This is a genomic window from Streptococcus sp. Marseille-Q6504, from assembly GCF_965111625.1.
Genome location: NZ_CBCOON010000003.1, coordinates 127,110 through 152,421, shown reverse-complemented (window position 1 = coordinate 152,421; position 25,312 = coordinate 127,110). Strand labels below are relative to the sequence as shown.

The 25,312-nt window shown below is 42.8% G+C and carries 20 protein-coding genes and 1 pseudogene; 12 read left to right on the top strand and 9 right to left on the bottom strand.

Annotated elements, in window-relative coordinates:
* Positions 1–134 precede the first annotated feature (134 nt).
* The 4 genes and pseudogenes from ACWPUA_RS04725 to leuS all read right to left on the bottom strand — a co-directional run bounded on the left by ACWPUA_RS04725 (position 135) and on the right by leuS (position 5,199).
* Positions 135–998, bottom strand: a complete 864-nt coding sequence (locus tag ACWPUA_RS04725; protein ID WP_454379492.1) for an ABC transporter permease — start codon at positions 996–998, stop codon at positions 135–137.
* On the bottom strand, positions 998–1,861 hold the full coding sequence (locus ACWPUA_RS04720) for an ABC transporter ATP-binding protein (RefSeq protein ID WP_454379490.1): 864 nt from the start codon (positions 1,859–1,861) through the stop codon (positions 998–1,000). The genes ACWPUA_RS04725 and ACWPUA_RS04720 overlap by 1 nt, the downstream gene beginning before the upstream one ends.
* Before the next feature lie 276 nt (positions 1,862–2,137).
* Positions 2,138–2,561 (bottom strand): annotated as a pseudogene (locus ACWPUA_RS04715) (GNAT family N-acetyltransferase).
* Positions 2,562–2,697: 136 nt separating this feature from the next.
* Positions 2,698–5,199 (bottom strand): leucine--tRNA ligase, encoded by a 2,502-nt coding sequence (gene leuS / locus ACWPUA_RS04710; protein WP_454379488.1) that lies wholly within the window; start codon positions 5,197–5,199, stop codon positions 2,698–2,700.
* A gap of 239 nt (positions 5,200–5,438) precedes the next feature.
* Here leuS and ACWPUA_RS04705 point away from each other — a divergent pair, with 239 nt between their 5' ends.
* From ACWPUA_RS04705 to ACWPUA_RS04670, 8 genes are all read left to right on the top strand, one after another.
* A complete protein-coding gene (locus ACWPUA_RS04705; RefSeq protein WP_454379486.1) occupies positions 5,439–6,455 on the top strand; it encodes an NAD(P)H-dependent glycerol-3-phosphate dehydrogenase in 1,017 nt (338 codons plus the stop codon).
* Positions 6,456–6,476: 21 nt separating this feature from the next.
* Entirely contained in the window at positions 6,477–7,376 is a 900-nt protein-coding gene (gene galU, locus ACWPUA_RS04700) for a UTP--glucose-1-phosphate uridylyltransferase GalU (protein WP_454379484.1), read from the top strand.
* 122 nt (positions 7,377–7,498) lie between these two features.
* Positions 7,499–10,027: a penicillin-binding protein PBP1B gene (pbp1b, locus tag ACWPUA_RS04695; protein WP_454379482.1), complete on the top strand. Its 2,529-nt coding sequence runs from the start codon at positions 7,499–7,501 to the stop codon at positions 10,025–10,027.
* Positions 10,028–10,106: 79 nt separating this feature from the next.
* Positions 10,107–11,039, top strand: coding sequence for a DMT family transporter (locus tag ACWPUA_RS04690; protein ID WP_454379480.1), 933 nt, complete (start codon positions 10,107–10,109; stop codon positions 11,037–11,039).
* A 63-nt stretch (positions 11,040–11,102) separates the two neighbouring features.
* Positions 11,103–11,801: a 2,3,4,5-tetrahydropyridine-2,6-dicarboxylate N-acetyltransferase gene (gene dapD / locus ACWPUA_RS04685; protein WP_454379478.1), complete on the top strand. Its 699-nt coding sequence runs from the start codon at positions 11,103–11,105 to the stop codon at positions 11,799–11,801.
* A gap of 61 nt (positions 11,802–11,862) precedes the next feature.
* On the top strand, positions 11,863–12,993 hold the full coding sequence (locus ACWPUA_RS04680) for an N-acetyldiaminopimelate deacetylase (protein ID WP_454379476.1): 1,131 nt from the start codon (positions 11,863–11,865) through the stop codon (positions 12,991–12,993).
* Positions 12,994–12,996: 3 nt separating this feature from the next.
* Positions 12,997–13,536, top strand: a complete 540-nt coding sequence (locus tag ACWPUA_RS04675; RefSeq protein WP_454379474.1) for a 5-formyltetrahydrofolate cyclo-ligase — start codon at positions 12,997–12,999, stop codon at positions 13,534–13,536.
* The gene (locus tag ACWPUA_RS04670; RefSeq protein ID WP_036758088.1) at positions 13,520–14,194 is read left to right on the top strand and encodes a rhomboid family intramembrane serine protease; all 675 of its coding nucleotides are present in this window, start codon (positions 13,520–13,522) and stop codon (positions 14,192–14,194) included. The genes ACWPUA_RS04675 and ACWPUA_RS04670 overlap by 17 nt, the downstream gene beginning before the upstream one ends.
* 77 nt (positions 14,195–14,271) lie before the next feature.
* On the opposite strand, the gene ACWPUA_RS04665 is transcribed toward ACWPUA_RS04670, so the two are convergent.
* The 5 genes from ACWPUA_RS04665 to ACWPUA_RS04645 all read right to left on the bottom strand — a co-directional run bounded on the left by ACWPUA_RS04665 (position 14,272) and on the right by ACWPUA_RS04645 (position 20,472).
* Positions 14,272–15,651: a glycoside hydrolase family 1 protein gene (locus ACWPUA_RS04665; RefSeq protein ID WP_454379472.1), complete on the bottom strand. Its 1,380-nt coding sequence runs from the start codon at positions 15,649–15,651 to the stop codon at positions 14,272–14,274.
* A gap of 108 nt (positions 15,652–15,759) precedes the next feature.
* Positions 15,760–17,613, bottom strand: a complete 1,854-nt coding sequence (locus ACWPUA_RS04660) for a proline--tRNA ligase (RefSeq protein ID WP_454379470.1) — start codon at positions 17,611–17,613, stop codon at positions 15,760–15,762.
* A 16-nt stretch (positions 17,614–17,629) separates the two neighbouring features.
* A complete protein-coding gene (gene rseP, locus ACWPUA_RS04655) occupies positions 17,630–18,886 on the bottom strand; it encodes an RIP metalloprotease RseP (RefSeq protein WP_454379468.1) in 1,257 nt (418 codons plus the stop codon).
* Positions 18,887–18,907: 21 nt separating this feature from the next.
* Complete coding sequence (locus ACWPUA_RS04650) at positions 18,908–19,711, bottom strand: phosphatidate cytidylyltransferase (protein WP_454379466.1); 804 nt, start codon at positions 19,709–19,711, stop codon at positions 18,908–18,910.
* Positions 19,712–19,719: 8 nt separating this feature from the next.
* Complete coding sequence (locus tag ACWPUA_RS04645) at positions 19,720–20,472, bottom strand: isoprenyl transferase (protein ID WP_223334059.1); 753 nt, start codon at positions 20,470–20,472, stop codon at positions 19,720–19,722.
* 213 nt (positions 20,473–20,685) lie between these two features.
* Here ACWPUA_RS04645 and ACWPUA_RS04640 point away from each other — a divergent pair, with 213 nt between their 5' ends.
* The 4 genes from ACWPUA_RS04640 to ACWPUA_RS04625 all read left to right on the top strand — a co-directional run bounded on the left by ACWPUA_RS04640 (position 20,686) and on the right by ACWPUA_RS04625 (position 25,267).
* Complete coding sequence (locus tag ACWPUA_RS04640) at positions 20,686–21,081, top strand: helix-hairpin-helix domain-containing protein (RefSeq protein WP_424847829.1); 396 nt, start codon at positions 20,686–20,688, stop codon at positions 21,079–21,081.
* Between the two features lie 370 nt (positions 21,082–21,451).
* Positions 21,452–22,030 carry a flavin reductase family protein gene (locus tag ACWPUA_RS04635; RefSeq protein ID WP_454379463.1) on the top strand — a complete coding sequence of 193 codons (579 nt, stop codon included), beginning with the start codon at positions 21,452–21,454 and terminating at the stop codon, positions 22,028–22,030.
* Positions 22,017–22,586, top strand: a complete 570-nt coding sequence (locus ACWPUA_RS04630) for a GNAT family N-acetyltransferase (protein ID WP_454379461.1) — start codon at positions 22,017–22,019, stop codon at positions 22,584–22,586. The genes ACWPUA_RS04635 and ACWPUA_RS04630 overlap by 14 nt, the downstream gene beginning before the upstream one ends.
* Before the next feature lie 29 nt (positions 22,587–22,615).
* Complete coding sequence (locus ACWPUA_RS04625; RefSeq protein WP_454379459.1) at positions 22,616–25,267, top strand: valine--tRNA ligase; 2,652 nt, start codon at positions 22,616–22,618, stop codon at positions 25,265–25,267.
* The last annotated feature ends 45 nt before the right edge of the window (positions 25,268–25,312 follow it).

Sequence of the window (25,312 nt, the reverse complement as noted above, 5' to 3'; positions counted from 1 at the left end):
ACAAACAAAAAAGCCACCTGATTTGGTGGCTTCTTTAGGGAGATTATTATGAAAAAGAAAAGTTTAGGATTTCTATTAAATAAAGTTAGGAGGTCTTTATTTAATGATTATAGGATACATGAGTAAACTTAAAGTTAACTTAAGATAAAATGATTATATTTTTTCTTGCTAGAAATCTTAACCAACACCAACCAAAGCAGAAAAGTTAGGAGGCAGATACTCACCACTATTAAGTATGTTTCTTCCTTTGTTAATAGCTCCTGCCAATGAATCTGGACCCCCAATTTTTCTTGAAACTCTTCTAACAAGCTATTATTCCCCATAAATGTACTATCTAATTGCTCCCTCATTAAGACCTGTCTATAGAGCGAAGCAATATAGGTAGCTGGCGTGCACTTCATGAGAACTTGAGCGAAGTTAGGAAGAATTCCCATCGGAACATAAGTACCCACTAAAAATCCTGAAGCTGTACCTACAATTGTAGCCAATTTACCCAGACTATCTACTGACTGGAAATGATAAATCAGGAGTGCATTTACCAATGTTGAAAGAAGGCTACTTAGCAACATGATCAAACTGATTTCGAGTAGATGACTCATGATCGGGATTTCTTGGAAATAAAGGCTCATAATTATAAACATAAAGACCTGCATGACAAAGGAAATGACAAAGCTACTGATAAGATAAGACAGATCCAAACCCCATCTTCCTAGGTCTGTCAAAAAAAGATCCTGATCCACTTGATTTTCACGGTCTTGTACCATCTGGGTCAGAGCAGCAAAACTGGTCGTAATTCCTGTAACTGCTAATGTTCCTCCCATCAACCAACCGTTTAAAAGACTCGTACTATTGGGAAGTTGGGACCAAGCATCTGTCAAATTCTTCTGCAAAAAGATGATATAAAGTAGAAAGGAAATCAAAGCTCCTAGTAATGAGAAGAAAACTCCTGAACGATTACGAACATACAACAAAAAATCACGTTTTAATAAGGCTAACATTAGCGTACCTCTCTTCCTGTAAGAGCAATGAAGGCATCGTCCATAGTTCCTGGACGAAATTCAAAGCCAGCTATCTTCTCACGAACTTGGGTCAAATAATCTATAGCTTCCAATTGGGTCTCGGGATAAAGACTATACTCAAACTCATTTTCCTTTTCCACAGGCATATTTTTAGGTAAGAATTTCTCCACCTGCTTATCCTTAAAACAAATTTTTAAAAGATTAGAAGCGTACTCACTTTTAATTTCAGCAGCAGAACCTTGGGCAATAACCTTTCCATGATCTATAATATAAAGTTGATCTGCCTCATCTGCTTCATCCAGATAATGAGTCGTTAAGATAATAGTCATCTCTTCATCCCTTTGTAGACGGTACAATAAGTCCCAAATGGATTTACGAGTCTGAATGTCTAGTCCTGTCGTCGGTTCATCTAAAAAGAGAATATCCGGTTTTGAAAGGAGAGCACGAGCAATGTCAACTCGACGTTTCTGTCCTCCGGATAAAGTTCCATAAAGTTGTTTTTGAAAAGCTGTCAAACCCAGTTGATGGATCAACTCATCGACACGATTATAGGTAATTCCCTTATATTGTTTGGCTCGAATGGCTAGGTTTTCTTTGACCGTCAACTTTTCATCCAATACACTTGCTTGAAAAACAACTCCAATCCTAGTATTGGGCGCATAGATGATTTGACCATTAGTTGCTCGTTTAAGTCCGATTAACATTGAAATCGTGGTCGATTTTCCAGCCCCATTAGGTCCTAAGATTGCGTTAAAACTTCCTTTTTTAAACTCTAAATTTATATCTCTTACTGCTGTATGGTCTCCATAGTTCTTAGTGAGGCCTTTTGCTTGTAAAATCATATTTCCTTCCTCCTTTTTACACCTTCAGTTTAACAAAAAGAAAAAAGAAAAAATATAGTTTGGTGCTATGTGGTCGAAATGGATGATTATGTGGTCAATTCTACCTTAAAACTTCTGCATTTGAACATAAAAAAAGCCACCTGATTGGGTGGCTCCTTTAGGGAGATTATTATGAAAAAGAAAAGTTTAGGATTTCTATTAAATAAAGTTAGGAGGTCTTTACTTAATGATTACATGATACATGAGTAAACTTAAAGTTAACTTAAGATAAAAGAATTATTTTAATTTTTTTCGATCCACCCAAATCATTCCTGTACAATCATAAGTAGATAAGGTTTCAAACCCCAGAGAACGGTAAAAAAACCAAGGTTTTTTCTGTCTGTTCAGTCGCAAGTTGTATTTGGTAGGCATCCTTATAGTCAGCCAAGGCTTCTTTCATCAAGTTACTACCAATTCCTTGGCGCTGATAGCTAGGCAAAACAATCAAATCCTGGACAAAAACGGATGAAAAACCGTCTCCAACCAGACGCACTAAACCAACGATTTCCTCACCATCATGCGCTAGATAAATGGCCAGTGAGTGAGACAAGGCCTGCTCCAACATCTGTGGTTGATTGGTATAGTTTGTCCAGCTAACTGCCTGATAGAGATGCAAAACGTCATCAATTGAAACAGATATTTCTTTTGTAATGTTAATCATAGCAAACCTCCCTACCATTTTCTAAGAGATTTTAACTGATGTCCTTCTTCTTTATTTCACAACAATGTTAACCAATTTAGTTGGCTTCAATAGTCCAGTGGACTATTGAAGGTGGCAAATAGTGCTAATAAACTCGTTATTTAACAACAATATTAACGAGTTTGTTCGGTACCGCAATTACTTTCACGATTTCCTTGCCATCAATCTCTGTTTTGACTTTTTCGTCAGCCAGAGCCACTTCTTGCAATTCTTCACGTGAAAGGTCTTTCGCAACCATGAGTTTGGCACGGACTTTACCTTTGATTTGGACGACGATTTCGATTTCGTCTTCAACCAATTTGCTTTCGTCCCATGTTGGCCAAGCTACGTAAGAGATAGACTCACCTGTTGCTGCGACTGTTTGCCAGAGTTCTTCTGCCAAGTGAGGGGCAAATGGGGCTATCAATTGGATAAAGCCTTTGGCGTAGTCCACATAGAGTTTGTCTTCCTTGTTGGCCGCATTAACAAAGACCATGAGTTGGGCAATGGCTGTGTTGAATTTCATGGACTCGATTTGCTCAGTGACAGCTTTAACGGTTTCGTTATAAACCTTGTCAAGGGCACCATTGTTTTCCGCAACGATTTCCTTACTTGTGATCAAACGGTAAACACGGTCGAGGAACTTACGACTTCCTTCCAGACCTTCTTCTGACCAAGCGATTGAAGCATCGAGTGGTCCCATAAACATTTCATAGACACGAAGGGTATCAGCACCATATTGTTCCACCACATCGTCTGGGTTGACCACGTTCTTGAGGGATTTAGACATCTTGGCTGGTGCTTGCTCCAATTCTTCTCCTGTTTCCACATGGAAGAAGGAACCGTCACGTTTTTCAACCTTGTCAGTCGCTACAAGAGCACCACGGTGGTCACGGTAGCTTGTTCCTAAGATCATTCCTTGGTTAAAGAGTTTTTGGAATGGTTCTTTAGTTGGAACAACATCGATATCATAAAGGAATTTGTGCCAAAAGCGAGCGTAAAGCAAGTGAAGAACAGCGTGTTCTGCACCACCCACGTAGATATCGACTGGCAACCATTGTTTGAGGAGGTCCTCATCGGCCAATTTCTCAGTGTTATGTGGATCGATATAACGGAGGTAGTACCAGCTTGAACCAGCCCATTGTGGCATAGTGTTGGTTTCACGACGACCTTTGATCCCATCTTCACGAGTCACTTCTAGCCAGTCTGTTAAGTTAGCTAGTGGGCTTTCCCCAGTACCTGAAGGGCGGATGTCCTTGGTTACCGGCAAGACAAGTGGGAGGTCGCTTTCTGGAACGGCTGTCGAAGTCCCATCTTCCCAATGAATGATTGGGATTGGTTCACCCCAGTAACGTTGACGGCTAAAGAGCCAGTCGCGGAGGCGGTAAGTCACCTTCTCTTGGCCACAGCCTGCTTCTTCCAACCAAGCGACAATCTTGGCAATCGCATCTTCTTTGTTGAGCCCATCTAGGAATTCTGAATTAACGTGAAGGCCATCTTCAGTATAAGCAGCTTCTGCTACATTTCCACCTTCCAACACTTCTACGATTGGAAGACCAAACTGTTTGGCAAATTCCCAGTCACGTTGGTCATGGGCAGGTACAGCCATAACAGCACCTGTTCCGTAACTAGAAAGAACATAGTCGGCAATCCAGATTGGAATTTCTTTGCCATTTACAGGGTTGATGGCATAAGCACCAGTCCAAACCCCTGTTTTTTCCTTGGCAAGGTCTGTACGAGCCAAGTCTGATTTCAAGCTGGCTTGGTGTTTGTAATCAGCTACAGCCTCAGCTTGTTCAGGTGTTGTGATAGCATCTACCAAGTCATGCTCAGGCGCCAAAACAGTGAAGGTTGCCCCGAAAAGAGTATCCGGACGTGTCGTAAAGACGGTGAATTCCTTGTCTGTTCCTTTCACTTTGAAAGTGACATTGGCACCAGTTGATTTACCAATCCAGTTGCGTTGCATATCCTTGATAGACTCTGGCCAGTCAAGATCATCCAAGTCATTGAGCAAGCGCTCTGCATAGGCAGTGATTTTGAGCATCCATTGGCGCATTGGTTTGCGGACAACTGGATAGCCTCCACGCTCAGATGTTCCATCTGGAAGAACTTCTTCGTTGGCGATAGCTGTTCCCAATTCTTCAACCCAGTTTACTGGCACTTCAGCTTCATAAGCCAAGCCTTTTTCGTAAAGCTTAGTGAAAATCCATTGCGTCCACTTGTAGTAGTTTGGATCTGTAGTATTGACTTCACGGTCCCAGTCGTATGAAAATCCAAGCGCATTGATTTGGCGTTTGAAGTTGGCAATGTTTTCAGCGGTGAATTCCGCTGGGTCATTCCCTGTATCCATAGCATATTGCTCCGCAGGCAAACCAAAAGCATCCCAGCCCATTGGGTGAAGGACGTTGTAGCCTTGGGCACGTTTGAAACGACTGAGAATATCTGTCGCTGTATAGCCTTCTGGGTGTCCTACGTGCAGACCTGCTCCAGATGGATAAGGGAACATGTCCAATGCATAAAACTTAGGTTTTGATGCATCTGTTCCTGTCTTAAAGGTGTGATTTTCAGCCCAGTGTTTCTGCCACTTAGGCTCGATTTCTTTATGATTGTAAAAACTCATGCTGTCTCTCCAATTTTCGTGATGCTCCTATTATACCATTTTTAAGGAAAATATTGTTTCTCTTTTCGTCATTTTTATCGTTTTGACCTTTAAATACTAGACATTTATACTGATAGTTTCTCAAATTTCTCCAATTTATATAATTTCCTATTCAAATAATTCTTAATAAATAATATTAATGCAAGTTAGTGCTTTTTATGGTAAAATATAGGAAAGTGCTTTCTCAGAAGGAGGGGAAAATGAACAAACAAACCATCGCTGTTTTAGGGCCTGGTTCTTGGGGTACTGCTCTGTCACAAGTTTTAAATGACAATGGACATGAAGTACGTATCTGGGGAAATATTCCTGACCAAATTGACGAAATCAATACACAACATACCAACAAACGCTATTTTAAGGATACTGTATTAGACGAAAAGATCGTTGCCTACCATGATTTGGCAGAAGTCTTGAAGGGCGTTGACGCTGTCTTGTTCGTAGTCCCAACTAGGGTGACAAGATTGGTAGCTCAACAGGTAGCTGCTGTTTTGGACCATAAAGTAGTGATTATGCATGCTTCAAAAGGTCTCGAGCCAAATAGTCACAAACGTCTTTCAACCATTCTTGAAGAAGAAATCCCTGAAGAGTTCCGCAGTGAAATTGTGGTTGTATCTGGTCCTAGTCACGCAGAAGAAACAATCGTCCGCGACATCACCTTGATTACTGCTGCTTCTAAAGATTTACAAACAGCTCAGTATGTTCAGACACTCTTTAGTAACCACTACTTCCGTCTTTATACCAATACAGATGTGATTGGAGTGGAAACAGCTGGTGCTCTTAAAAATATCATTGCTGTTGGTGCAGGGGCCCTTCATGGACTTGGCTTTGGTGATAATGCTAAGGCGGCGATTATCACGCGCGGGCTTGCGGAAATCACTCGTCTAGGAGTCAAGCTTGGAGCAAATCCATTAACTTACAGTGGTCTTTCTGGAGTTGGGGATTTAATCGTTACCGGAACTTCTATCCACTCACGTAACTGGCGAGCAGGTGATGCTCTTGGGCGTGGTGAAGCCTTGGCAGATATCGAAGCAAATATGGGAATGGTCATCGAAGGAATTTCAACAACCAAAGCTGCTTACGAATTGGCGCAAGAGCTTGGAGTCTATATGCCTATTACCCAGGCTATTTACCAAGTTATTTATGAAAATGTTAATATTAAGGATGCTGTTTCTGAACTCATGAGTAACGAGTTCAAGGCAGAAAACGAGTGGTCATAATCCCCGTTAGAAAGGAAGCTCATGAAGCAAAAAGTTAGAAAAGCTGTTATCCCTGCTGCGGGACTTGGAACTCGTTTCCTACCTGCAACCAAAGCCTTGGCAAAAGAAATGTTGCCAATCGTAGATAAACCAACTATTCAATTCATCGTAGAAGAAGCTCTCAAGTCTGGAATTGAGGACATTCTTGTTGTAACAGGGAAGTCAAAACGTTCTATCGAAGACCACTTTGACTCAAACTTTGAACTAGAATATAACCTTAAGGAAAAAGGAAAAACAGATCTCTTAAAATTAGTTGATGAAACGACTGGCATGCGCCTTCACTTCATCCGTCAAACACACCCACGTGGACTCGGAGATGCCGTTTTACAAGCCAAAGCATTCGTTGGGAATGAACCTTTTGTGGTCATGCTGGGAGATGACCTCATGGATATCACTGATGACAATGCTGTCCCATTGACCAAGCAACTCATGAATGATTACGAAGAAACTCACGCTTCTACTATCGCTGTAATGCCTGTACCACACGAAGAAGTCTCTGCTTATGGTGTCGTCGCTCCTCAAGGAGAAGGCAAAGATGGACTTTATAGCGTTGAAACCTTCGTTGAAAAACCAGCACCTGAAGACGCACCTAGTGATTTAGCCATCATTGGTCGCTATCTTCTCACACCAGAGATTTTTGCTATTCTTGAAAATCAAAAACCTGGTGCCGGAAATGAAATCCAGCTAACAGACGCTATCGATACCCTCAACAAAACTCAACGTGTATTTGCTCGTGAATTCAAGGGGGCTCGTTATGATGTTGGAGACAAGTTTGGCTTTATGAAAACTTCAATCGACTACGCACTTAGACATCCTCAAGTCAAAGATGACTTGAAAACTTATTTGATTAACCTCGGGAAAGAACTCTCAGGAGAAAAATAAGCCCTTAAACCAGGTTGAAAATACCTGGTTTTTTTGTTGCCTAAACACCTCCAAAGCTAGTCCAAGCCTAATTTCTTGCAATCATTGCTTTTATGGTATAATAATAAGGAGTGAGGAAAGAAATGAAGAATAAATTATTATCTATGAAAGAAAAAGGACTGGCTTTCCTTCAGTCCCTTAAAACAAAACTAAAAAATATACATCTAGGAAAAAAAGGTCCTAAAAATTCTAAAAAGAAAAAGCAAACCAAAACGAATATTTGGACTATCTTTGCCAATATCTTACTGGGAATCAAGGCAACCTTTAATACCCTATTCATCATCGCCTTTCTTGGTGGACTTTTAGGTACTGGGGTTGTTTTCGGTTATGCTGTATCTCTGTTTGACAAAGTGACCGTCCCTCAAACAGAAGATTTAGTCAAACAAGTGAACGATATTTCATCCATCTCTGAAATTCGCTATGCTGACGGTTCCATGATTGGCGCTATCGAAAGTGACCTCCTTCGGACTTCTGTCGCATCAGATGCTATCTCAGACAATCTCAAACAAGCTATCGTTGCGACTGAGGATGAACATTTCGCAGAACACAATGGAGTCGTTCCTAAAGCGGTTATTCGTGCCAGTCTAGGAAACTTTATCGGACTTGGTTCTTCTAGTGGAGGTTCTACACTAACACAGCAGCTCATCAAGCAACAAGTGGTTGGTGATGCTCCTACACTAACCCGTAAAGCTACTGAAATCGTGGATGCCTTGGCCTTAGAGAGAGCAATGAGCAAGGACGAAATCTTGACAACTTATCTCAATGTCGCTCCATTTGGTCGTAACAATAAAGGGCAAAATATCGCAGGAGCTCAACAAGCAGCCAAGGGTATTTTCGGTGTTGATGCCTATCAGCTAACGATACCTCAAGCAGCCTTCATAGCAGGCTTGCCACAAAGTCCTATCTCTTACTCACCTTATGAATCTACGGGAGAAATGAAGAGCGAAGAGGATATGGCACTTGGTATCAAACGCTCTCAAGATGTTCTTTACAATATGTACAGAACAGGAGTCCTCAGTCAGGAAGACTACGAAACCTATAAAGCATACGACATCAAACAAGATTTCTTGCCAGCAGAAAGTGTAAACGTAGCTTCTAGGGGCTATCTCTACTTTACTGCACTTGATGAAGCAACTAATCTCATGTATGATTACTTGGTACAAAAAGACAACGTCTCTGCCCAAGAACTCAAGAACGAATCTATCCAAAAATCCTATCGTGAATTAGCTGAAAAAGAGATTCAAAATGGTGGTTACCGTATCACAACTACAATCGACAAAGCTATCCATACTGCCATGCAAGATGCAGTAGCCAACTATGGCTATCTTGTCGACGATAATACCGGTCAACCTGAAGTCGGAAATGTTTTGATGGATAATCAAACGGGAGCTATCTTAGGTTTTGTTGGTGGCCGCGATTACCAAAGTAACCAAAACAACCACGCTTTTAATACCAAACGTTCTCCTGCTTCAACTACTAAACCAATCCTAGCCTACAGTATTGCCATTGACCAAGGTTTGATGGGAAGTGCCAGTGTCCTATCTAACTATCCAACTAACTTCTCAAACGGAAACCCAATCATGTATGTCAATAGCTCTGGTACTGCCATGATGAGTCTTAAAGAAGCTCTCAATTATTCATGGAATATCCCAGCCTACTGGACTTATCGTACCCTCCGTGAAAAAGGAGTCGATGTTCGCTCTTACATGGAAAAAATGGGCTATGAAATCCCAGAATACGACATTGAAAGTTTGCCTATGGGTGGAGGAATCGAGGTTACTGTAGCTCAGCATACAAACGGATACCAAACCTTAGCCAACAACGGTGTTTATCATAAGAAATTCATGATTTCGAAAATCGAAAAAACGAATGGTGAGGTTATCTATGAGCATAAAGACGAACCTGTTCAGGTATACTCTAAAGCGACCGCAACCATTATGCAGAGCTTATTGAGAGATGTTATTTCGTCACGAATCACTTCAAGCTTCCAGAGCGACCTTGCTGCTATCAATCCAAGTTTAGCAGGTGCCGACTGGATTGGTAAAACTGGTACAACCAATGATGATGGCGATATGTGGCTGATGCTTTCAACTCCAAGATTGACACTTGGGGGTTGGCTTGGTCACGATGACAACCGACCTCTTGGTAAGGGAGCTGGTCACTACCGCAATGCTAAATATATGGCCTATCTGGTAAATGCTATCCAGCAAGCTTCTCCTTCTGCTTGGGGTTCTGAACGATTTAGCCTGGACTCAAGCGTCACTTCTTCTCAAGTCCTTAAGTCGACTGGTCAGAAACCAGGTAAGGTTACTATTAACGGTAGAGAAATTGAAGTAACTGGAGAAATGGTAACCAGCTACTGGGCAAACCAAACTGGTGCTCCGACTACTACCTACAGATTTGCTATTGGTGGAAGCGATGCTGACTACCAAAATGCTTGGAATACTATTTTGGGAAGCTTACCAAAATCATCTAACTCCAACAATAATAACTCAAATAATAATCGAAACAACAATCGAAATAATAGCAACAACAATAATAACGGTAATAGTAACAACAACAATAATAACAACAATAACGGTAATAATAATAGCACTAACCAACAACGATAAGTTTCTTACCGATAGGAGAGCGAGAAATGATGATTCTCGCTCTCTTTTTTCTTTTTCTCATTCATGGTACAATAGTTTCATGAATCACTATCAAAAGAATATTTTTAAGGGGACCATCTACTCCCTCCTATCTGGATTAATATGGGGTATTTGTGGTATTTTAGGAGAATTCTTCTTTACCCATTATCAAGTCTCCTCTGGTTGGATTACTTCCATGCGATTAACTATTGCAGGTGGTTTCGTACTTATCCTTTCTAGCTTTAAGTTCCGCTCACAGTTATTCGATCTTTGGAGAAATCGTAACAACTACCTGCCTTTTCTGGCATATGCTATCTTAGGAATCTTCTCCGTTCAGTATTTCTTTTATCTCTGTGTAGAATACTCTAATGCGACAACGGCAACCATCCTACAATTTATCAGTCCTGTTTTCATTCTGATCTACAACCGTATCATCTACAAGAAAAAGGCTTCTAAAAAAGCAATCTTCTATGTTTTAACTGCTATGCTTGGGGTCTTTTTGATGGCTACTAAAGGCGATCTGTCTAAACTATCCATCACTCCCCTCGCATTGCTGACAGGGCTTCTCAGTGCTCTGGGAGTTATGTTTAATGTTATCTTGCCCCAGCCATTTGCTAAAAAATACGGTTTTGTGCCAACTGTTGGTTGGGGAATGTTGCTGGCTGGACTCTTTAGTAATTTTCTCTATCCTGTTTATAGAATTAGTTTTCAGCTTGATTGGGTGAGTATCTTGATTTGTTTGACCATTGCCTTTTTAGGAACAGCCTTTGCTTTCTTCCTATCCATGAAAGCTGTCTCGCTCGTTTCTCCTTTGGTGGTGTCAGTCGTCAGTGCAAGCGAACCTTTGTCATCAGCTATTCTAAGTGTTCTATTTCTAGGTCTGGTCCTAGATGGGTATCTGCTTCTGGCTATGATCTTGATTATTATTCCCATGATCTTCTTATCCATTGAAGAATCAAAAGATAAATTGAAAGAATCCTCTTTTAACACTTAAGGCTTCAAAATTGAAGCCTTTTTTGGTAGAATAGTAAGCATTACAAAGAGTGAGGAGACACCTATGACTGCTACAAAAATGAATGCACAAGAAATTATCCAATTTATCGCTAATGCTGAAAAAAAGACAAGTGTCAAAGTGACTTTTGAGGGGGAACTCGCCGGATCCATCCCTGCTTCAGTTGTTAAACTTGGAAATGTTCTCTTCGGAGATTGGAAAGATATTGCTCCCCTTCTCGAAGGACTGACTGAAAACAAGGATTATGTTGTTGAGCAAGATGCCCGTAACTCTGCTGTTCCTCTCCTTGATAAGCGCAATATCAATGCTCGTATCGAACCAGGTGCCATCATCCGTGACCAGGTTGAGATTGGTGACAATGCTGTTATCATGATGGGAGCTGTTATCAATATCGGTGCTGAAATCGGTGCTGGCACTATGATTGACATGGGTGCTATTCTAGGTGGACGTGCTATTGTCGGTAAAAATAGTCACGTAGGTGCCGGTGCTGTTCTTGCAGGTGTAATCGAACCAGCCAGTGCTGAGCCTGTCCGTGTGGGTGACAATGTCCTCATCGGTGCTAACGCTGTGGTTATCGAAGGTGTTCAAATCGGTAGCGGATCTGTTGTTGCAGCAGGTGCCATCGTCACTCAAGATGTTCCAGAAAATGTTGTGGTGGCAGGTGTTCCGGCTCGTATTATTAAGAAAATTGATAGTCAAACTCAACAAAAAACAGCGCTTGAAGATGCGCTTCGCACCTTGTAATTAGTAACAGAGGCGGAAATATTTCCAGCCTCTTTATCGTATCAGTAGAAGGAAATTAAATATGTTAGATTTGATCCAAACTCGACGCGATCTTCACCAAATTCCTGAGATCGGTTTAGAAGAAGTCAAGACTCAAGCTTATTTACTAAATGTCATTGAGAAATTAACAGCTGGTAAGGATTTTGTTCAGATTCGTACTTGGCAAACAGGTATTTTAGTGTATTTACAGGGAAGCCAGCCAGAACGTACCATTGGTTGGCGGACAGATATCGACGGACTCCCAATCGTTGAACAAACAGGCCTTTCTTTTGCCTCTCAACACCCAGACCGCATGCATGCTTGTGGACACGATTTTCACATGACCATTGCCCTTGGAAGTCTCGAATGTGCTCTAGAAAACCAACCCAAAAACAATCTCCTCTTTCTCTTCCAACCTGCCGAGGAAAACGAAGCAGGTGGCATGCTCATGTACAAAGATGGGGCCTTTGGCGACTGGTTGCCTGACCAATTCTATGGACTTCATGTTCGCCCCGACTTAAAAGTTGGACAAATTGCGACCAATACCCATACACTCTTTGCAGGAACTTGCGAAGTCAAGATTCGTTTCAAGGGTAAAGGTGGTCACGCTGCCTTTCCACATCAAGCAAACGACGCTCTGGTTGCAGCTAGCTATTTTGTCACTCAAGTTCAGTCGGTTGTCAGTCGTAATGTCGATCCTATCGAGGGAGCTGTCGTTACTTTCGGTGTTTTTCAAGCTGGGACAACCAATAATGTCATCGCTGATACATCCTTCTTACATGGAACCATTCGAGCTCTTACACACAACATGAGCCTCTTAGTTCAAAAACGTGTCAAAGCTATCGCTGAAGGTGTGGCAGCTGCCTTTGATATGGATGTAGAGATCGAACTCAAGCAGGGAGGTTATTTGCCAGTCGAAAACAACCCTGAATTAGCCCGGGAGTTGATGACCTTCTTTGATGAAAAAGAGGAGATTGAACTCATAGATATCGAGCCTGCCATGACAGGAGAGGACTTTGGTTATCTTCTCTCAAAGGTTCCTGGAGTTATGTTCTGGCTTGGAATTGATAGTCCCTATGCCCTTCATCATCCAAAGATGAGTCCTAATGAAGAAGCTCTGACAATTGGAGTCGAGGCTGTATCAAGCTTTTTAGCAAAGAAAGCTGCGGAGTAAACAATGAAAAAAAACCTACGCAAGCAGGTCTTGCAAGAACTCAAATCTCTATCAGCCGAAGAAAAGGAAGTCATGGACGCTTGGTTGACTGAGCAACTACTTCTACATCCCTTCTACAAGGAAGCAAAAGCCATCGCCACTTACCTGTCTTTTCCTCATGAATTCCAGACAGCTAGACTCATTGAACAAGCTCAAAAAGATGGGAAGACACTCCTCATTCCCAAAACCTATCCACATGGAAAAATGGACTTTGTTCTATATGAACCAGAGAAACTCGAAAGAAATTCTTTTGGACTTCTTGAACCTCAAGGAGACTTCACAATCCTTGAACCCTCTCAGATTGACCTGATTCATGTTCCTGGTTTGGCTTTCAACACTTCTGGCTATCGGGTTGGCTATGGAGGTGGCTATTACGACCGCTACTTAGAGCATTTCCCAGGCCATACTATTAGTACGATTTATCCATGTCAGATTCAGAATTTTCAACCTGAGCACTACGATATTCCTGTTGAGGAGGTACTCATCTATGAAAGAAATTTTTGATCGTCGGTATCCTGTCACGAGCTTCTTTCTACTCGTGACAACCCTGGTTTTTGTACTCATGTTTCTAACCAGTGGTTTCAACTATACCAGCGCAGCCACCTTGTATAAATTCGGAGCTGTGTATCCCCCTGCTATCAAGGCCATGCCTGAACAAATCTGGCGCTTATTCTCCGCAACCTTTGTCCACATTGGCTTGCAGCACTTTTTAGTCAATATGCTATCCCTCTACTTTTTGGGACGTCAGATGGAGCAAATCTTTGGTTCCAAGCAGTTTTTCTTTATCTACCTCTTATCAGGTATGATGGGAAATCTCTTTGTCCTAGTTTTTAGTCCCAATGCTATTACTGCAGGTGCTTCAACTGCCCTCTACGGTATGTTTGCCTCAATTGTTGTTCTCCGATATGCTTCACGCAATCCCTATCTCCAACAGCTTGGTCAATCCTATCTCTCCCTCTTGGTCATCAACCTAGTGGGTAGTATTTTAATGCCTGGTATCAGCCTTGCTGGGCATGTTGGGGGTGCTGTCGGGGGTGCATTACTGGCTATCGTCTTCCCAGTTCGAGGAGAACGAAAGATTTATAGCCCAGGCCAACGTGGTCTAGCAACCCTAGCCTTTATTGCTTTATCAGCTCTACTACTTTTTATCGGACTATTATAAGAACAAGAAAAACCATTGGAAACTCTCTCAGAGAGCTTTATTTCCAATGGTTTTTTTGAATCTATTTGAAAAGTAGCCTAAAATCCATTATTGTCACTGAGTTCTTTGAACCAGTGGCCTGATTTTTTCAAGCGGCGTTCTTGCGTTTCAAGGTCAAGCTCGACCAAACCATAACGATTTTTATAGCTGTTAAGCCATGACCAGCAGTCGATAAAGGTCCAGATCAAGTAGCCTTTACAGTTAGCACCGTCTTCAATGGCGCGATGAAGTTCAGCCAGATGACCTTTGACAAAGTCAATACGATAATCATCCTGAATCATTCCATTTTCGCGGAATTTATCTTCACCTTCAACGCCCATCCCATTCTCTGTCAACATCCACTCGATATTGCCATAGTTTTCCTTGATATTTTGAGCGATATGGTAAATCCCTTGCTCATAGATTTCCCAACCGCGGTGGGGATTAATCTTACGACCAGGCATGACATAAGGTTCATAGAAATGCTCTGGCAAGAGCGGACTATCCGGGTGCTTAGCAAAACGGGGCGCCATGACACGCAAGGGTTGGTAGTAGTTGACTCCAAGAAAGTCTACTGTATGTTGGCGAATGAGTTCCAATTCTTCTGCTGTAGAATCTGGCAGTAAATCATGCTCAGCTAAAATTGCCACTAATTCTTCTGGATAAGTTCCCAAGACAGATGGATCTAGGAAAGATTGAGCTTGGAATAGATCAGCAATGCGTGCAGCTTTGACATCCGCAGGATGCTGACTACGTGGATAGGCTGGTGTCAAGTTGAGAACAATCCCGATCTTAGAATCAGGTAAAACCTCATGGCAGGCCTTCACCGCAAGAGTGCTGGCCAGTTGAGTGTTATATGCTACCTGAACCGCAGCTTTGGCATCTACCTTATGAGGATAGTGGGCATCATAGAAATAGCCAAACTCAACAGGAACGATAGGCTCATTGAAGGTAATCCACTGGTCAACCAAGTCTCCGTAAGTTTCAAAACAGAAACGCGCATAGTCTTCATAAGCCTTGATGGTTGCCTTATTTTCCCAACCATCGCCATCTTCTTGAAGGGCAAAAGGCAGATCAAAGTGATAAAGATTGACTAAGAGAAGGATTCCCTTGGCCTTAATAGCTTCAAAGACCTGACGGTAGAACGCCACACCTTGAGGATTGACTTCCCCACGGCCTTGTGGGAAAATACGAGACCACTGGATAGAGGTCCGAAAGGCTGTATGACCTGTTTCTAATAATAGTTCGATATCTTTTTCCCAATTTTCATAAAAAGTCGATGTTTTGTCTGGTCCAATCCCATTATAGAAGCGATTTGGCTCTTCTTGGTACCAATAATCCCAAAGATTATCTCCCTTGCCGTCACCAGGCACTCGCCCTTCTGTCTGTGGCCCAGAAGTTGAGGAACCCCAGACAAAATCCTTTGGAAATTTTAGCATAGCACTACCTCTTTTTACGATTTTAATGTTTACTTTCTCTCATTATAAAGAAAAAACAAGGCAAAAACTAGTTACATTTTTGTCTTGTTTTTCTTCTGATTATAGATTTTATTTGTTTGTTAGGATTTCAAGAGTTTCAAGCAAGTTATCTGCGTGAACTTCGATTGTATCTCCTGTCGCCTTGATCTTCACTTCTACAATCCCGTCAGCTGCTTTCTTACCAACAGTGATACGGATTGGAAGACCAATCAAGTCGCTATCGCTAAATTTAACACCGACACGTTCGTTACGGTCATCCGTCAAGACTTCGTAGCCTTTATTTACCAAAGCTTCTTCGATACGATCTGTCAATGCAAGACTTGCTTCATCCTTGACGTTAACTGGAATCAAGTGCACATCAAATGGCGCCAATTCTTTAGGGAAGTTGATTCCCCAAGCATAACGGTATTCACCTTTTGGAGTCTTGTTCACAAAGAGGCGAGCGTGTTGTTCCATGACTGCTGAAAGGAGACGGCTGACACCGATACCATAGCATCCCATGATAATTGGAACTGCACGACCGTTTTCGTCCAAGACATCTGCTCCCATACTTGCTGAGTAGCGAGTTCCGAGTTTAAAGATGTGACCAATTTCGATACCACGCGCAAAGTTGAGAACACCTTGTCCGTCAGGAGAGATTTCACCCTCACGAACTTCACGGATATCGACATACTCGGCAGTGAAATCACGACCTGGGTTGACACCAGTCAAGTGGTAACCATCTTCGTTAGCACCTACAACAGCATTGCGACTATCTTGCACCTTGCGGTCTGCGATAATCTTGACATTTTCTGGAAGATTGACTGGGCCAAGTGAACCAAAGTCCGCTCCCAATAATTCTTTCACTTCCGCTTCGGTTGCAGGTTCTAAGAAGTCTGCACCAAGGTAGTTTTTCAATTTGACTTCATTAAGTTGGTCATTGCCAACGAGTAGGGCAACAACTGGCTCCTCGTCTGCGATATAAACCAAGGTCTTGATTGTTTGCTCTTCAGAGACATTCAAGAAGGCTGCGACTTCATCAATCGATTTGACACCTGGTGTTTCCACGCGAGCTACTTGATCTTCAGTCACAACACGGTTGCTTGGTTTGTAGGCGTTAGTTGCCATTTCCAAGTTAGCTGCATAGCTTGACTCACTTGAGTAAGCAATGGTATCTTCACCAGAAACCATCCATTTGAGCAATTCTGCCTTGATTTCTTTCTGTACATCTACAGGAATCTCGTCAAATGATGCAACAGACTTATCCAAAACGACCCAGCGGTCAAGGTCTGTACGAGCAGGTGTAATGGCCATAAACTCTTGGCTATCCTTACCACCCATGGCTCCACCGTCACCGATGATGGCTTTGAAGTCCAAGCCGCTACGAGTAAAGATACGCTCGTAAGCCGCTTTGTACTCATCATAGGTTACATCCAAGCTATCGTAGTTAGCGTGGAAGCTATAACCGTCTTTCATGATGAATTCACGGGTACGAAGAAGTCCATTACGCGGACGTTTTTCGTCACGGTACTTAGGCTGGATTTGGTACAAGTTCAAAGGCAATTGCTTGTATGACTTGACAGAATCACGGACAATCGCTGTGAAGGTTTCTTCGTGAGTGGGACCTAGGATAAAGTCAGATCCTTCACGGTTTTTCAATTTGTACAAGTCTTCACCGTAAGTATCATAACGGCCAGATTCACGCCAAAGGTCCGCACTGAGAAGGGCTGGAGCCAACATCTCAACTGCACCAATCTTGTCAAATTCCTGGCGCATGATATTCTTAGCTTTTTCAATAACACGGTTAGCAAGTGGTAGGTAAGAATAAACACCTGCAGATACTTGACGAACATAACCAGCACGCAACATAAGGGCGTGGCTGATAACTTGAGCATCGCTTGGCATTTCGCGAAGCGTTGGGATTAGCATTTTACTTTGTTTCATATTTTTCCTCTAATTCTTAAAAGAAGGTACGCATGATGTCGTTCCAAGTCACGGCGATCATCAAGACAACCATAATCACAACTCCAACTAGAGTAACGTAGGTTTCAATTTCTTGTTTCAGTGGTTTACGGCGAATAGCTTCGATGATGTTGAGCACGATTTTTCCACCGTCTAGTGCCGGGATAGGAATCAAGTTGAAAATCCCGATATTGATGGAAATCATAGCCAAGAAGAACAAAACATTTTCAAGACCATTTTTAGCAGCATCACTACTTGCCTTAAAGATAGCAACAGGTCCACCCAATTTATTCAAGTCAGGCTGGAAAATCAAGCTCTTCAAGGCATTGAGAATGCGCAAGGCTGAATCAGCCGCACTAGTAAATCCACCTACAAACATAGACCAGATATCTGATTTGAGTCTCGGTTGAACACCTAGAATATAGCGACCTTGGTTTTCCTCAGGGGTCACACTGACTTGCTTCTCAGTCCCATTTTCAGAGACTGTCACATCCAATACAGGTGCTGTTTTGTCCTTGGTCTCTGTCTCAACTGCCTGAATCAAATCTTGCCAGTTACTAATTTCGTGTGAACCGACTTTAGTGATTTGGGCCGTATTGTCAACACCGGCCTTAGCAATCGCGCTATCAGGGATGATACTAAAGTTATTGCTTTGCGTATCTCGAACGCCACCCTGCATGAAAATCAAAATCCAAAAGACGATAACTCCTAGAATAAAGTTATTCATAGGACCTGCAAAGTTGGTCATCAACTTGCCCCAGACAGTCGCATTCTGATATTGAACATCTAGCGGAGCGATACGAACTTCCGTCCCATCAGCTTCTACAATCGTTGCATCATGGTCTACAGAGAAAGTTTTTTCCTCTTCCAAAACCAGACCTGTAATAAAGAGTTTATCCTCAAAGTCAAACTGAGTGACCTGCATAGGAAGAGCCGTTTGGTCGACCTTCTTACCAGAAAGATTGATGCGCTTCACCTTACCATCTTCGGCCAAAGTCAAACTAACAGGAGTTCCTGTCTTAATCTCTGTGGTATCCTCACCCCAACCTGCCATGCGGACATAACCACCAAGCGGTAGGAGACGAATCGTGTAAGCAGTCCCGTCTTTCCCGATATGGGCAAAAATCTTTGGACCCATACCAATGGCAAATTCACGAACCAGAATTCCAGACTTCTTAGCAAAGTAGAAATGGCCGAACTCGTGAACCACCACGATAATTCCAAAAACAAGGATAAAGGTTAATAATCCTAACATTTAATATCTGTTCACCTTTCCTTAAAATAAGCCGAAGAGGTGCATAATAGGGAAAACAGCCAACATAGAGTCAAAGCGATCCAGTACTCCACCATGGCCTGGGATAAAGAAGCCTGAATCCTTGACTCCAAAATGGCGTTTCATGGCACTCTCAATCAAGTCACCCAATTGCCCTGCAATACTAAAGAAAATGGCAAAGAGTGTCATTTTGTAAATGCCGTAAGGAAGGGCAACCGTACTATCCACTAACATAAAGATAAGAGTGACAAGCATGGCAGCTAAAATTCCACCAAAGGCTCCCTCGATTGATTTGTTCGGAGAGACTCTCGGAGCCAATCTTCTCTTACCGAAATTCATTCCTATGAGATAAGCACCACTATCTGTTGCCCATACGATACAGAGGGCCAAAAGGGCTTTATCCAAACCTGCGATTCGAGCATCGACTAAAGCGTTGAATCCAAAACCAACATAGAAACTCATGGCAATCGGGTATACAGCATCTTCAATGGTGTAATTCTTGCTAAAAACAGTGCAACCTAACATGATAAAAATCACAACACCATATGCGACAACATTCCCATCTACAGGTAAAAATGTCAAGTAGTTTTCTAGGGGGATTGTCAGTGCAAAAGTCGCTAACAAGGTCAGCAGCCCCTCAGGGGTCATGGTATTTAACCCTTTCATCTGAAGCAACTCATGAACCCCTAGCATGGCTAGAAGTCCCATAGCAATCTGTAACCAAAGCCCACCAATCACCAAGAGCGGGATAAAGATTGCTAAGGCCAGAGCGGCAAATATAGTTCTCTTTAATAAATCCTTTTTCATAACTTTTCCTAAACTCCTCCAAATCGACGATTGCGGCGATTATACTCTGCAATAGCTTCTTTCAAAGCTTCCTCATCAAAGTCAGGCCACAAAACATCTGTGAAATAAAGTTCACTATAAGCTGCTTGCCAAGGCAAGAAATTGCTCAAGCGAAGCTCCCCACTCGTTCGAATGATTAAGTCCGGATCACGCAAGACCTTAGGCAAATGCCCTGTAAAGAGGTATTCCCCAATCAACTCTTCTGTAATATCGCCTGGATTCACCTTGGCATCCAAAACATCCTGTGCAATCAACTTGACCGCTTGTGTAATCTCAGCTCGTCCACCGTAATTAAGGGCAAAGTTAAGAATCAAACCTGTGTTTAACTTGGTCAACTCTTCCGCCTTTTTCAAAGCTTCAAAAGTTTGTTTTGGCAAGCGATCGGTTTCCCCAATCATTTGGATCTTCATGTTCTTTTGGTGCAATTCGGGGACATACTTATCATAAAATTCAACAGGCAAGTTCATGATAAACTTGACTTCCTGGTCTGGACGTGTCCAATTTTCAGTCGAGAAGGCATAGACAGTCATAGCCTTGACACCCATATCACTAGCAGCAATGGCTACCGTTCTCAAAGCATCCATCCCAGCCTTATGACCAAAGACACGCGGTTGCATCCGTTTTTTAGCCCAGCGACCATTGCCATCCATGATAACTCCGATATGTGCTGGCACCACTGCTGGTGTTTCTGTTACTTTATCTTTTTTTAAAAATCCAAACATGATTGTATTCCTATTCAAAAATCTATCGTTTCATTATACCATATTTTTCGCTTTTCTTCTATCATATTCTCTTATTCTAAGGCGGAATTCCCTATAGAACTCCTATCTTTCTAAACTAACAAGCCTTGCATTTCCCAAAGAAAGTTGATACAATAAAACATAAAGATTTATCCTTGTTCAGTCACAGGGGTTTTTTATTGAAAGGATCTTATCATGTCAAAAAAACTACAACGTAAAAAACAATTAAGAAACAACCTTCGTCGCTCAGGTGCACTTTCAAATGCTGTAAACAAGGTTGTCGAAGAAACAAAAAAAGTTGTGAAGCATGCTGAAAAAGCAGCAAGTGAGGCAGGAAAAGCTGTCTCTAAGCAAGTAGAAAAAGCTGTAGAAGCAACTAAAGAGCAAGCCCACAAGCTTACAACTTCTGTTGAAGATTTCGCAGCTGACCTAGGCGGACTTCCACTTGACCGTGCTAAAACTTTCTACGATGAAGGGATCAAGTCTGCTGCTGACTTCAAAAACTGGACAGAAAAAGAACTCCTTGCCTTGAAAGGAATCGGTCCAGCTACTATCAAGAAATTAAAAGAAAACGGCATCAAGTTCAAGTAATCTTTCTTGTTCCTTGCATTTCCGTGAAAAACTTGTTAAAATAAAGCCATTAGAGGTGTTTTGAATTCCACATTTTACAGAAAGTGGCGGAGCTGAGAAGTCCACAAATGTGTCAAAACTGGTTGCTAGTGAGTTGAAATTAAAAATTGAAATATAAATCTTTTTGTTTCCTTTTAGGACTAGGCAGCGAGTTGCAGGCTGTACTCAAGTACGCCAAGACGAGCTAACGACGTCATAAAAGCGAAACAAGAAGATTAAAGTTGCGGGCTCTGCCCGAAATTGGGTGGTACCGCGGATAAACACATTCGTCCCTGTCAAATTGATGACAGGGGCGATTTTTCTTTTACACCCTTAGCCAAAGGAGGTTGTCATGAAACAATCTTTCAAAACAAGTAAACTCTACTATGGTTTTCCTATCTTCATCTTAGGGTATCAGGACCAGAACTTTGGGTACAATATCACGACCTGCAGTTCCTCTTATAGCCTGGGAAATTGGCTGGTCATCGGTGTTGGCGCTGAGGAAAATGCAGCCGACCAGATTAAGCATTATCAACAGTTTACCGTAAACATCCCTGATGAAAACCTCATGCTTGAGATGGAGCAGGCTGGCTTTATCAGCCATCGGGAAAAGTTAAAACACCTAGGGCTTGACTATGAGATTTCTGAACGGACTCAGGCCCCGATTTTAGAGGCATGTCCAGTCGTATTGGACTGTCAGGTAGATCGGATTATCCAGGAAGATGGCATCTGCCATATCTTTGCCAAGATTCTCGAGCGACTGGCTGATCCAGAGCTCTTGGACGATAAAGAGCATTTTAAAAATGACTGCTTTGCCCCAACTTACTTTATGGGGGACGGTCACCAGCGCGTTTATCGTTATCTAGATGACCGAGTCGATCCCATGGGAAGCTTTATCAAGAAAGCGAGGAAGAAGGATGACAAGAGCTGAACTGCCAGAACGAATAGAGACTGAGCGACTTGTCTTACGAGTCCGTACAGTGGCGGATGCCGAGGATATCCATGCCTACGCTAGTCTGCCAGAAGTTTCTTATCCAGCTGGCTTTCCACCCGTCAAGACCTTGGAAGACGAGATTTATTACCTAAATCATATCCTTCCCGAGCGCAATCAAAAGGACAATCTCCCAGCAGGCTATGGCATTGTGGTCAAAGGGACTGATAGGGTTATCGGTTCTGTTGACTTCAATCACCGCCACGAAGACGATGTGCTGGAGATTGGCTATACCTTGCACCCAGACTATTGGGGCCAAGGTTATGTACCAGAAGCAGCGCGTACCTTGATTGATTTATCTTTTAAAGAATTGAACCTACACAAGATTGAGCTGACTTGTTTTAGCTACAATTTCCAAAGTCAACGAGTCGCTGAGAAACTTGGCTTCACCCTCGAAGCTCGCATCCGAGACCGCAAAGATGCTCAGAGCAACCGCTGTGACAGTCTCATATATGGCTTGCTGAAGAGTGAGTGGGAAACTCAAGGTCAACATTAAAAATAGAAATAACTAGAAAGGACACACACATGTCTAAAGAACTTTCACCTAAATACAATCCAGCCGAGGTTGAGGCTGGTCGTTACCAAAAATGGCTTGACGCTGATGTTTTCAAGCCTTCAGGCGATCAAAAGGCTAAGCCTTATTCCATCGTAATTCCACCACCAAACGTAACTGGTAAACTTCACCTTGGTCACGCTTGGGATACGACTTTGCAGGATATTATCATCCGTCAAAAACGCATGCAAGGTTTTGATACCCTTTGGCTTCCAGGGATGGACCACGCTGGGATCGCGACTCAAGCTAAGGTTGAGGAGCGCTTGCGTGGTGAGGGCATTACGCGTTATGACCTGGGTCGTGAGAAATTCCTCGACAAAGTCTGGGAATGGAAAGACGAATATGCCACTACCATCAAGGAACAATGGGGCAAGATGGGGCTCTCTGTAGACTACTCTCGCGAGCGGTTCACGCTTGACGAAGGTTTGTCAAAAGCCGTTCGTAAAGTCTTTGTGGACCTATACAAGAAAGGTTGGATCTACCGTGGTGAGTTTATCATCAACTGGGACCCAGCAGCTCGCACAGCTCTTTCTGATATCGAGGTTATCCACAAGGATGTCGAAGGTGCCTTCTACCACATGAACTACATGCTAGAAGATGGCTCACGCGCCCTTGAAGTGGCGACAACTCGTCCTGAGACTATGTTTGGGGACGTTGCCGTTGCGGTCAATCCAGAAGACCCACGCTACAAGGACTTGATTGGTAAAAACGTCATCCTTCCAATCGCTAATAAACTCATCCCAATCGTTGGGGACGAACACGCAGATCCTGAGTTTGGTACTGGTGTCGTGAAAATCACACCTGCCCACGATCCAAACGACTTCTTGGTTGGTCAACGTCACAACTTGCCACAAGTCAACGTGATGAACGACGACGGAACCATGAATGAGCTTGCCTTCGAATTTGCAGGCATGGACCGTTTTGAAGCTCGTAAGGCAGTCGTTGCTAAGTTGGAAGAAATCGGTGCTCTTGTCAAAATCGAAAAGCGTGTCCACAGTGTTGGTCACTCAGAACGTACAGGTGTTGTGGTTGAACCACGCTTGTCTACGCAGTGGTTCGTCAAGATGGACCAATTGGCTAAGAATGCCATTGCCAACCAAGACACAGATGATAAGGTAGAATTCTACCCACCTCGTTTCAACGATACCTTCCTCCAATGGATGGAAAATGTCCACGACTGGGTCATCTCTCGTCAGCTCTGGTGGGGTCACCAAATCCCTGCTTGGTACAATGATAAGGGTGAAATGTACGTCGGTGAAGAAGCTCCTGAAGGTGATGGATGGACTCAGGACGAAGACGTCTTGGACACTTGGTTCAGTTCTGCCCTTTGGCCATTCTCAACTATGGGCTGGCCTGATGTCGATTCAGAAGACTTCAAACGTTACTTCCCAACTTCAACCTTGGTAACAGGTTACGACATCATCTTCTTCTGGGTGTCTCGTATGATCTTCCAATCCTTGGAATTCACTGGTCGTCAGCCATTCCAAAACGTGCTTATCCACGGTCTTATCCGTGACGAGCAAGGACGTAAAATGTCTAAATCTCTCGGAAACGGAATTGACCCTATGGATGTCATCGAGAAATACGGTGCCGATGCCCTTCGTTGGTTCCTTTCAAACGGTTCTGCACCAGGCCAAGACGTGCGCTTCTCTTACGAGAAAATGGATGCTTCATGGAACTTTATTAACAAGATCTGGAACATCTCTCGCTACATCCTCATGAACAATGAAGGATTGACCCTTGAACAAGCAACTGCCAATGTCGAAAAAGTTGTTAACAAGGAAGCTGGAAACGTTACTGACCGCTGGATTCTCCACAACCTCAATGAAACCATTGGCAAGGTAACTGCCAACTTTGACAAGTTTGAGTTTGGTGTTGCAGGTCATATCCTCTACAACTTCATCTGGGATGAGTTTGCGGACTGGTACGTTGAGTTGACCAAGGAAGTCCTTTATAGTGACAACGAAGAAGAGAAAGTCATTACACGTTCTGTTCTCCTTTACACTTTGGACAAGATCCTTCGTCTTCTTCACCCAATCATGCCATTCGTGACAGAGGAAATCTTTGGACAAATCTCAGAAGGTTCTATCGTCACAGCAGAATACCCAACTGTTAACCCAGCCTTTGAAGACCTTGCAGCTCACACTGGCGTGGAAAGTCTCAAAGACTTGATCCGTGCTGTTCGTAATGCGCGTGCAGAAGTAAACGTAGCACCAAGCAAGCCTATCACCATCCTTGTTAAGACTAGCGATAGCGACTTGGAAGCCTTCTTTAACAGCAATGTCAACTACATCAAACGCTTCACAAATCCAGAACACTTGGAAATCGCATCAACCATCCCTGCACCTGAACTTGCTATGTCAAGCGTCATCACAGGAGCAGAAATCTACTTGCCACTCGCTGACCTCCTTAATGTCGAAGAAGAACTCGCTCGTCTCGACAAGGAACTGGCTAAATGGCAAAAAGAACTGGATATGGTCGGTAAGAAGCTCTCTAACGAACGCTTCGTAGCCAATGCCAAACCAGAAGTCGTCCAAAAAGAACGCGACAAACAAGCCGACTACCAAGCCAAATACGATGCGACCGTCGCACGTATTGATGAGATGAAGAAGTTGGTGAAATAAACAAAAAAATCTCTTAGATTCATTTCTAAGAGATTTTTACTTACT

Coding starts and splice junctions, on each gene's coding strand:
- ACWPUA_RS04725 (WP_454379492.1), bottom strand. CDS start 998: ATGTTAGCCTTATTAAAACGTGATTTTTTGTTGTATGTTCGTAATCGT.
- ACWPUA_RS04720 (WP_454379490.1), bottom strand. CDS start 1,861: ATGATTTTACAAGCAAAAGGCCTCACTAAGAACTATGGAGACCATACA.
- leuS (WP_454379488.1), bottom strand. CDS start 5,199: ATGAGTTTTTACAATCATAAAGAAATCGAGCCTAAGTGGCAGAAACAC.
- ACWPUA_RS04705 (WP_454379486.1), top strand. CDS start 5,439: ATGAACAAACAAACCATCGCTGTTTTAGGGCCTGGTTCTTGGGGTACT.
- galU (WP_454379484.1), top strand. CDS start 6,477: ATGAAGCAAAAAGTTAGAAAAGCTGTTATCCCTGCTGCGGGACTTGGA.
- pbp1b (WP_454379482.1), top strand. CDS start 7,499: ATGAAGAATAAATTATTATCTATGAAAGAAAAAGGACTGGCTTTCCTT.
- ACWPUA_RS04690 (WP_454379480.1), top strand. CDS start 10,107: ATGAATCACTATCAAAAGAATATTTTTAAGGGGACCATCTACTCCCTC.
- dapD (WP_454379478.1), top strand. CDS start 11,103: ATGACTGCTACAAAAATGAATGCACAAGAAATTATCCAATTTATCGCT.
- ACWPUA_RS04680 (WP_454379476.1), top strand. CDS start 11,863: ATGTTAGATTTGATCCAAACTCGACGCGATCTTCACCAAATTCCTGAG.
- ACWPUA_RS04675 (WP_454379474.1), top strand. CDS start 12,997: ATGAAAAAAAACCTACGCAAGCAGGTCTTGCAAGAACTCAAATCTCTA.
- ACWPUA_RS04670 (WP_036758088.1), top strand. CDS start 13,520: ATGAAAGAAATTTTTGATCGTCGGTATCCTGTCACGAGCTTCTTTCTA.
- ACWPUA_RS04665 (WP_454379472.1), bottom strand. CDS start 15,651: ATGCTAAAATTTCCAAAGGATTTTGTCTGGGGTTCCTCAACTTCTGGG.
- ACWPUA_RS04660 (WP_454379470.1), bottom strand. CDS start 17,613: ATGAAACAAAGTAAAATGCTAATCCCAACGCTTCGCGAAATGCCAAGC.
- rseP (WP_454379468.1), bottom strand. CDS start 18,886: ATGTTAGGATTATTAACCTTTATCCTTGTTTTTGGAATTATCGTGGTG.
- ACWPUA_RS04650 (WP_454379466.1), bottom strand. CDS start 19,711: ATGAAAAAGGATTTATTAAAGAGAACTATATTTGCCGCTCTGGCCTTA.
- ACWPUA_RS04645 (WP_223334059.1), bottom strand. CDS start 20,472: ATGTTTGGATTTTTAAAAAAAGATAAAGTAACAGAAACACCAGCAGTG.
- ACWPUA_RS04640 (WP_424847829.1), top strand. CDS start 20,686: ATGTCAAAAAAACTACAACGTAAAAAACAATTAAGAAACAACCTTCGT.
- ACWPUA_RS04635 (WP_454379463.1), top strand. CDS start 21,452: ATGAAACAATCTTTCAAAACAAGTAAACTCTACTATGGTTTTCCTATC.
- ACWPUA_RS04630 (WP_454379461.1), top strand. CDS start 22,017: ATGACAAGAGCTGAACTGCCAGAACGAATAGAGACTGAGCGACTTGTC.
- ACWPUA_RS04625 (WP_454379459.1), top strand. CDS start 22,616: ATGTCTAAAGAACTTTCACCTAAATACAATCCAGCCGAGGTTGAGGCT.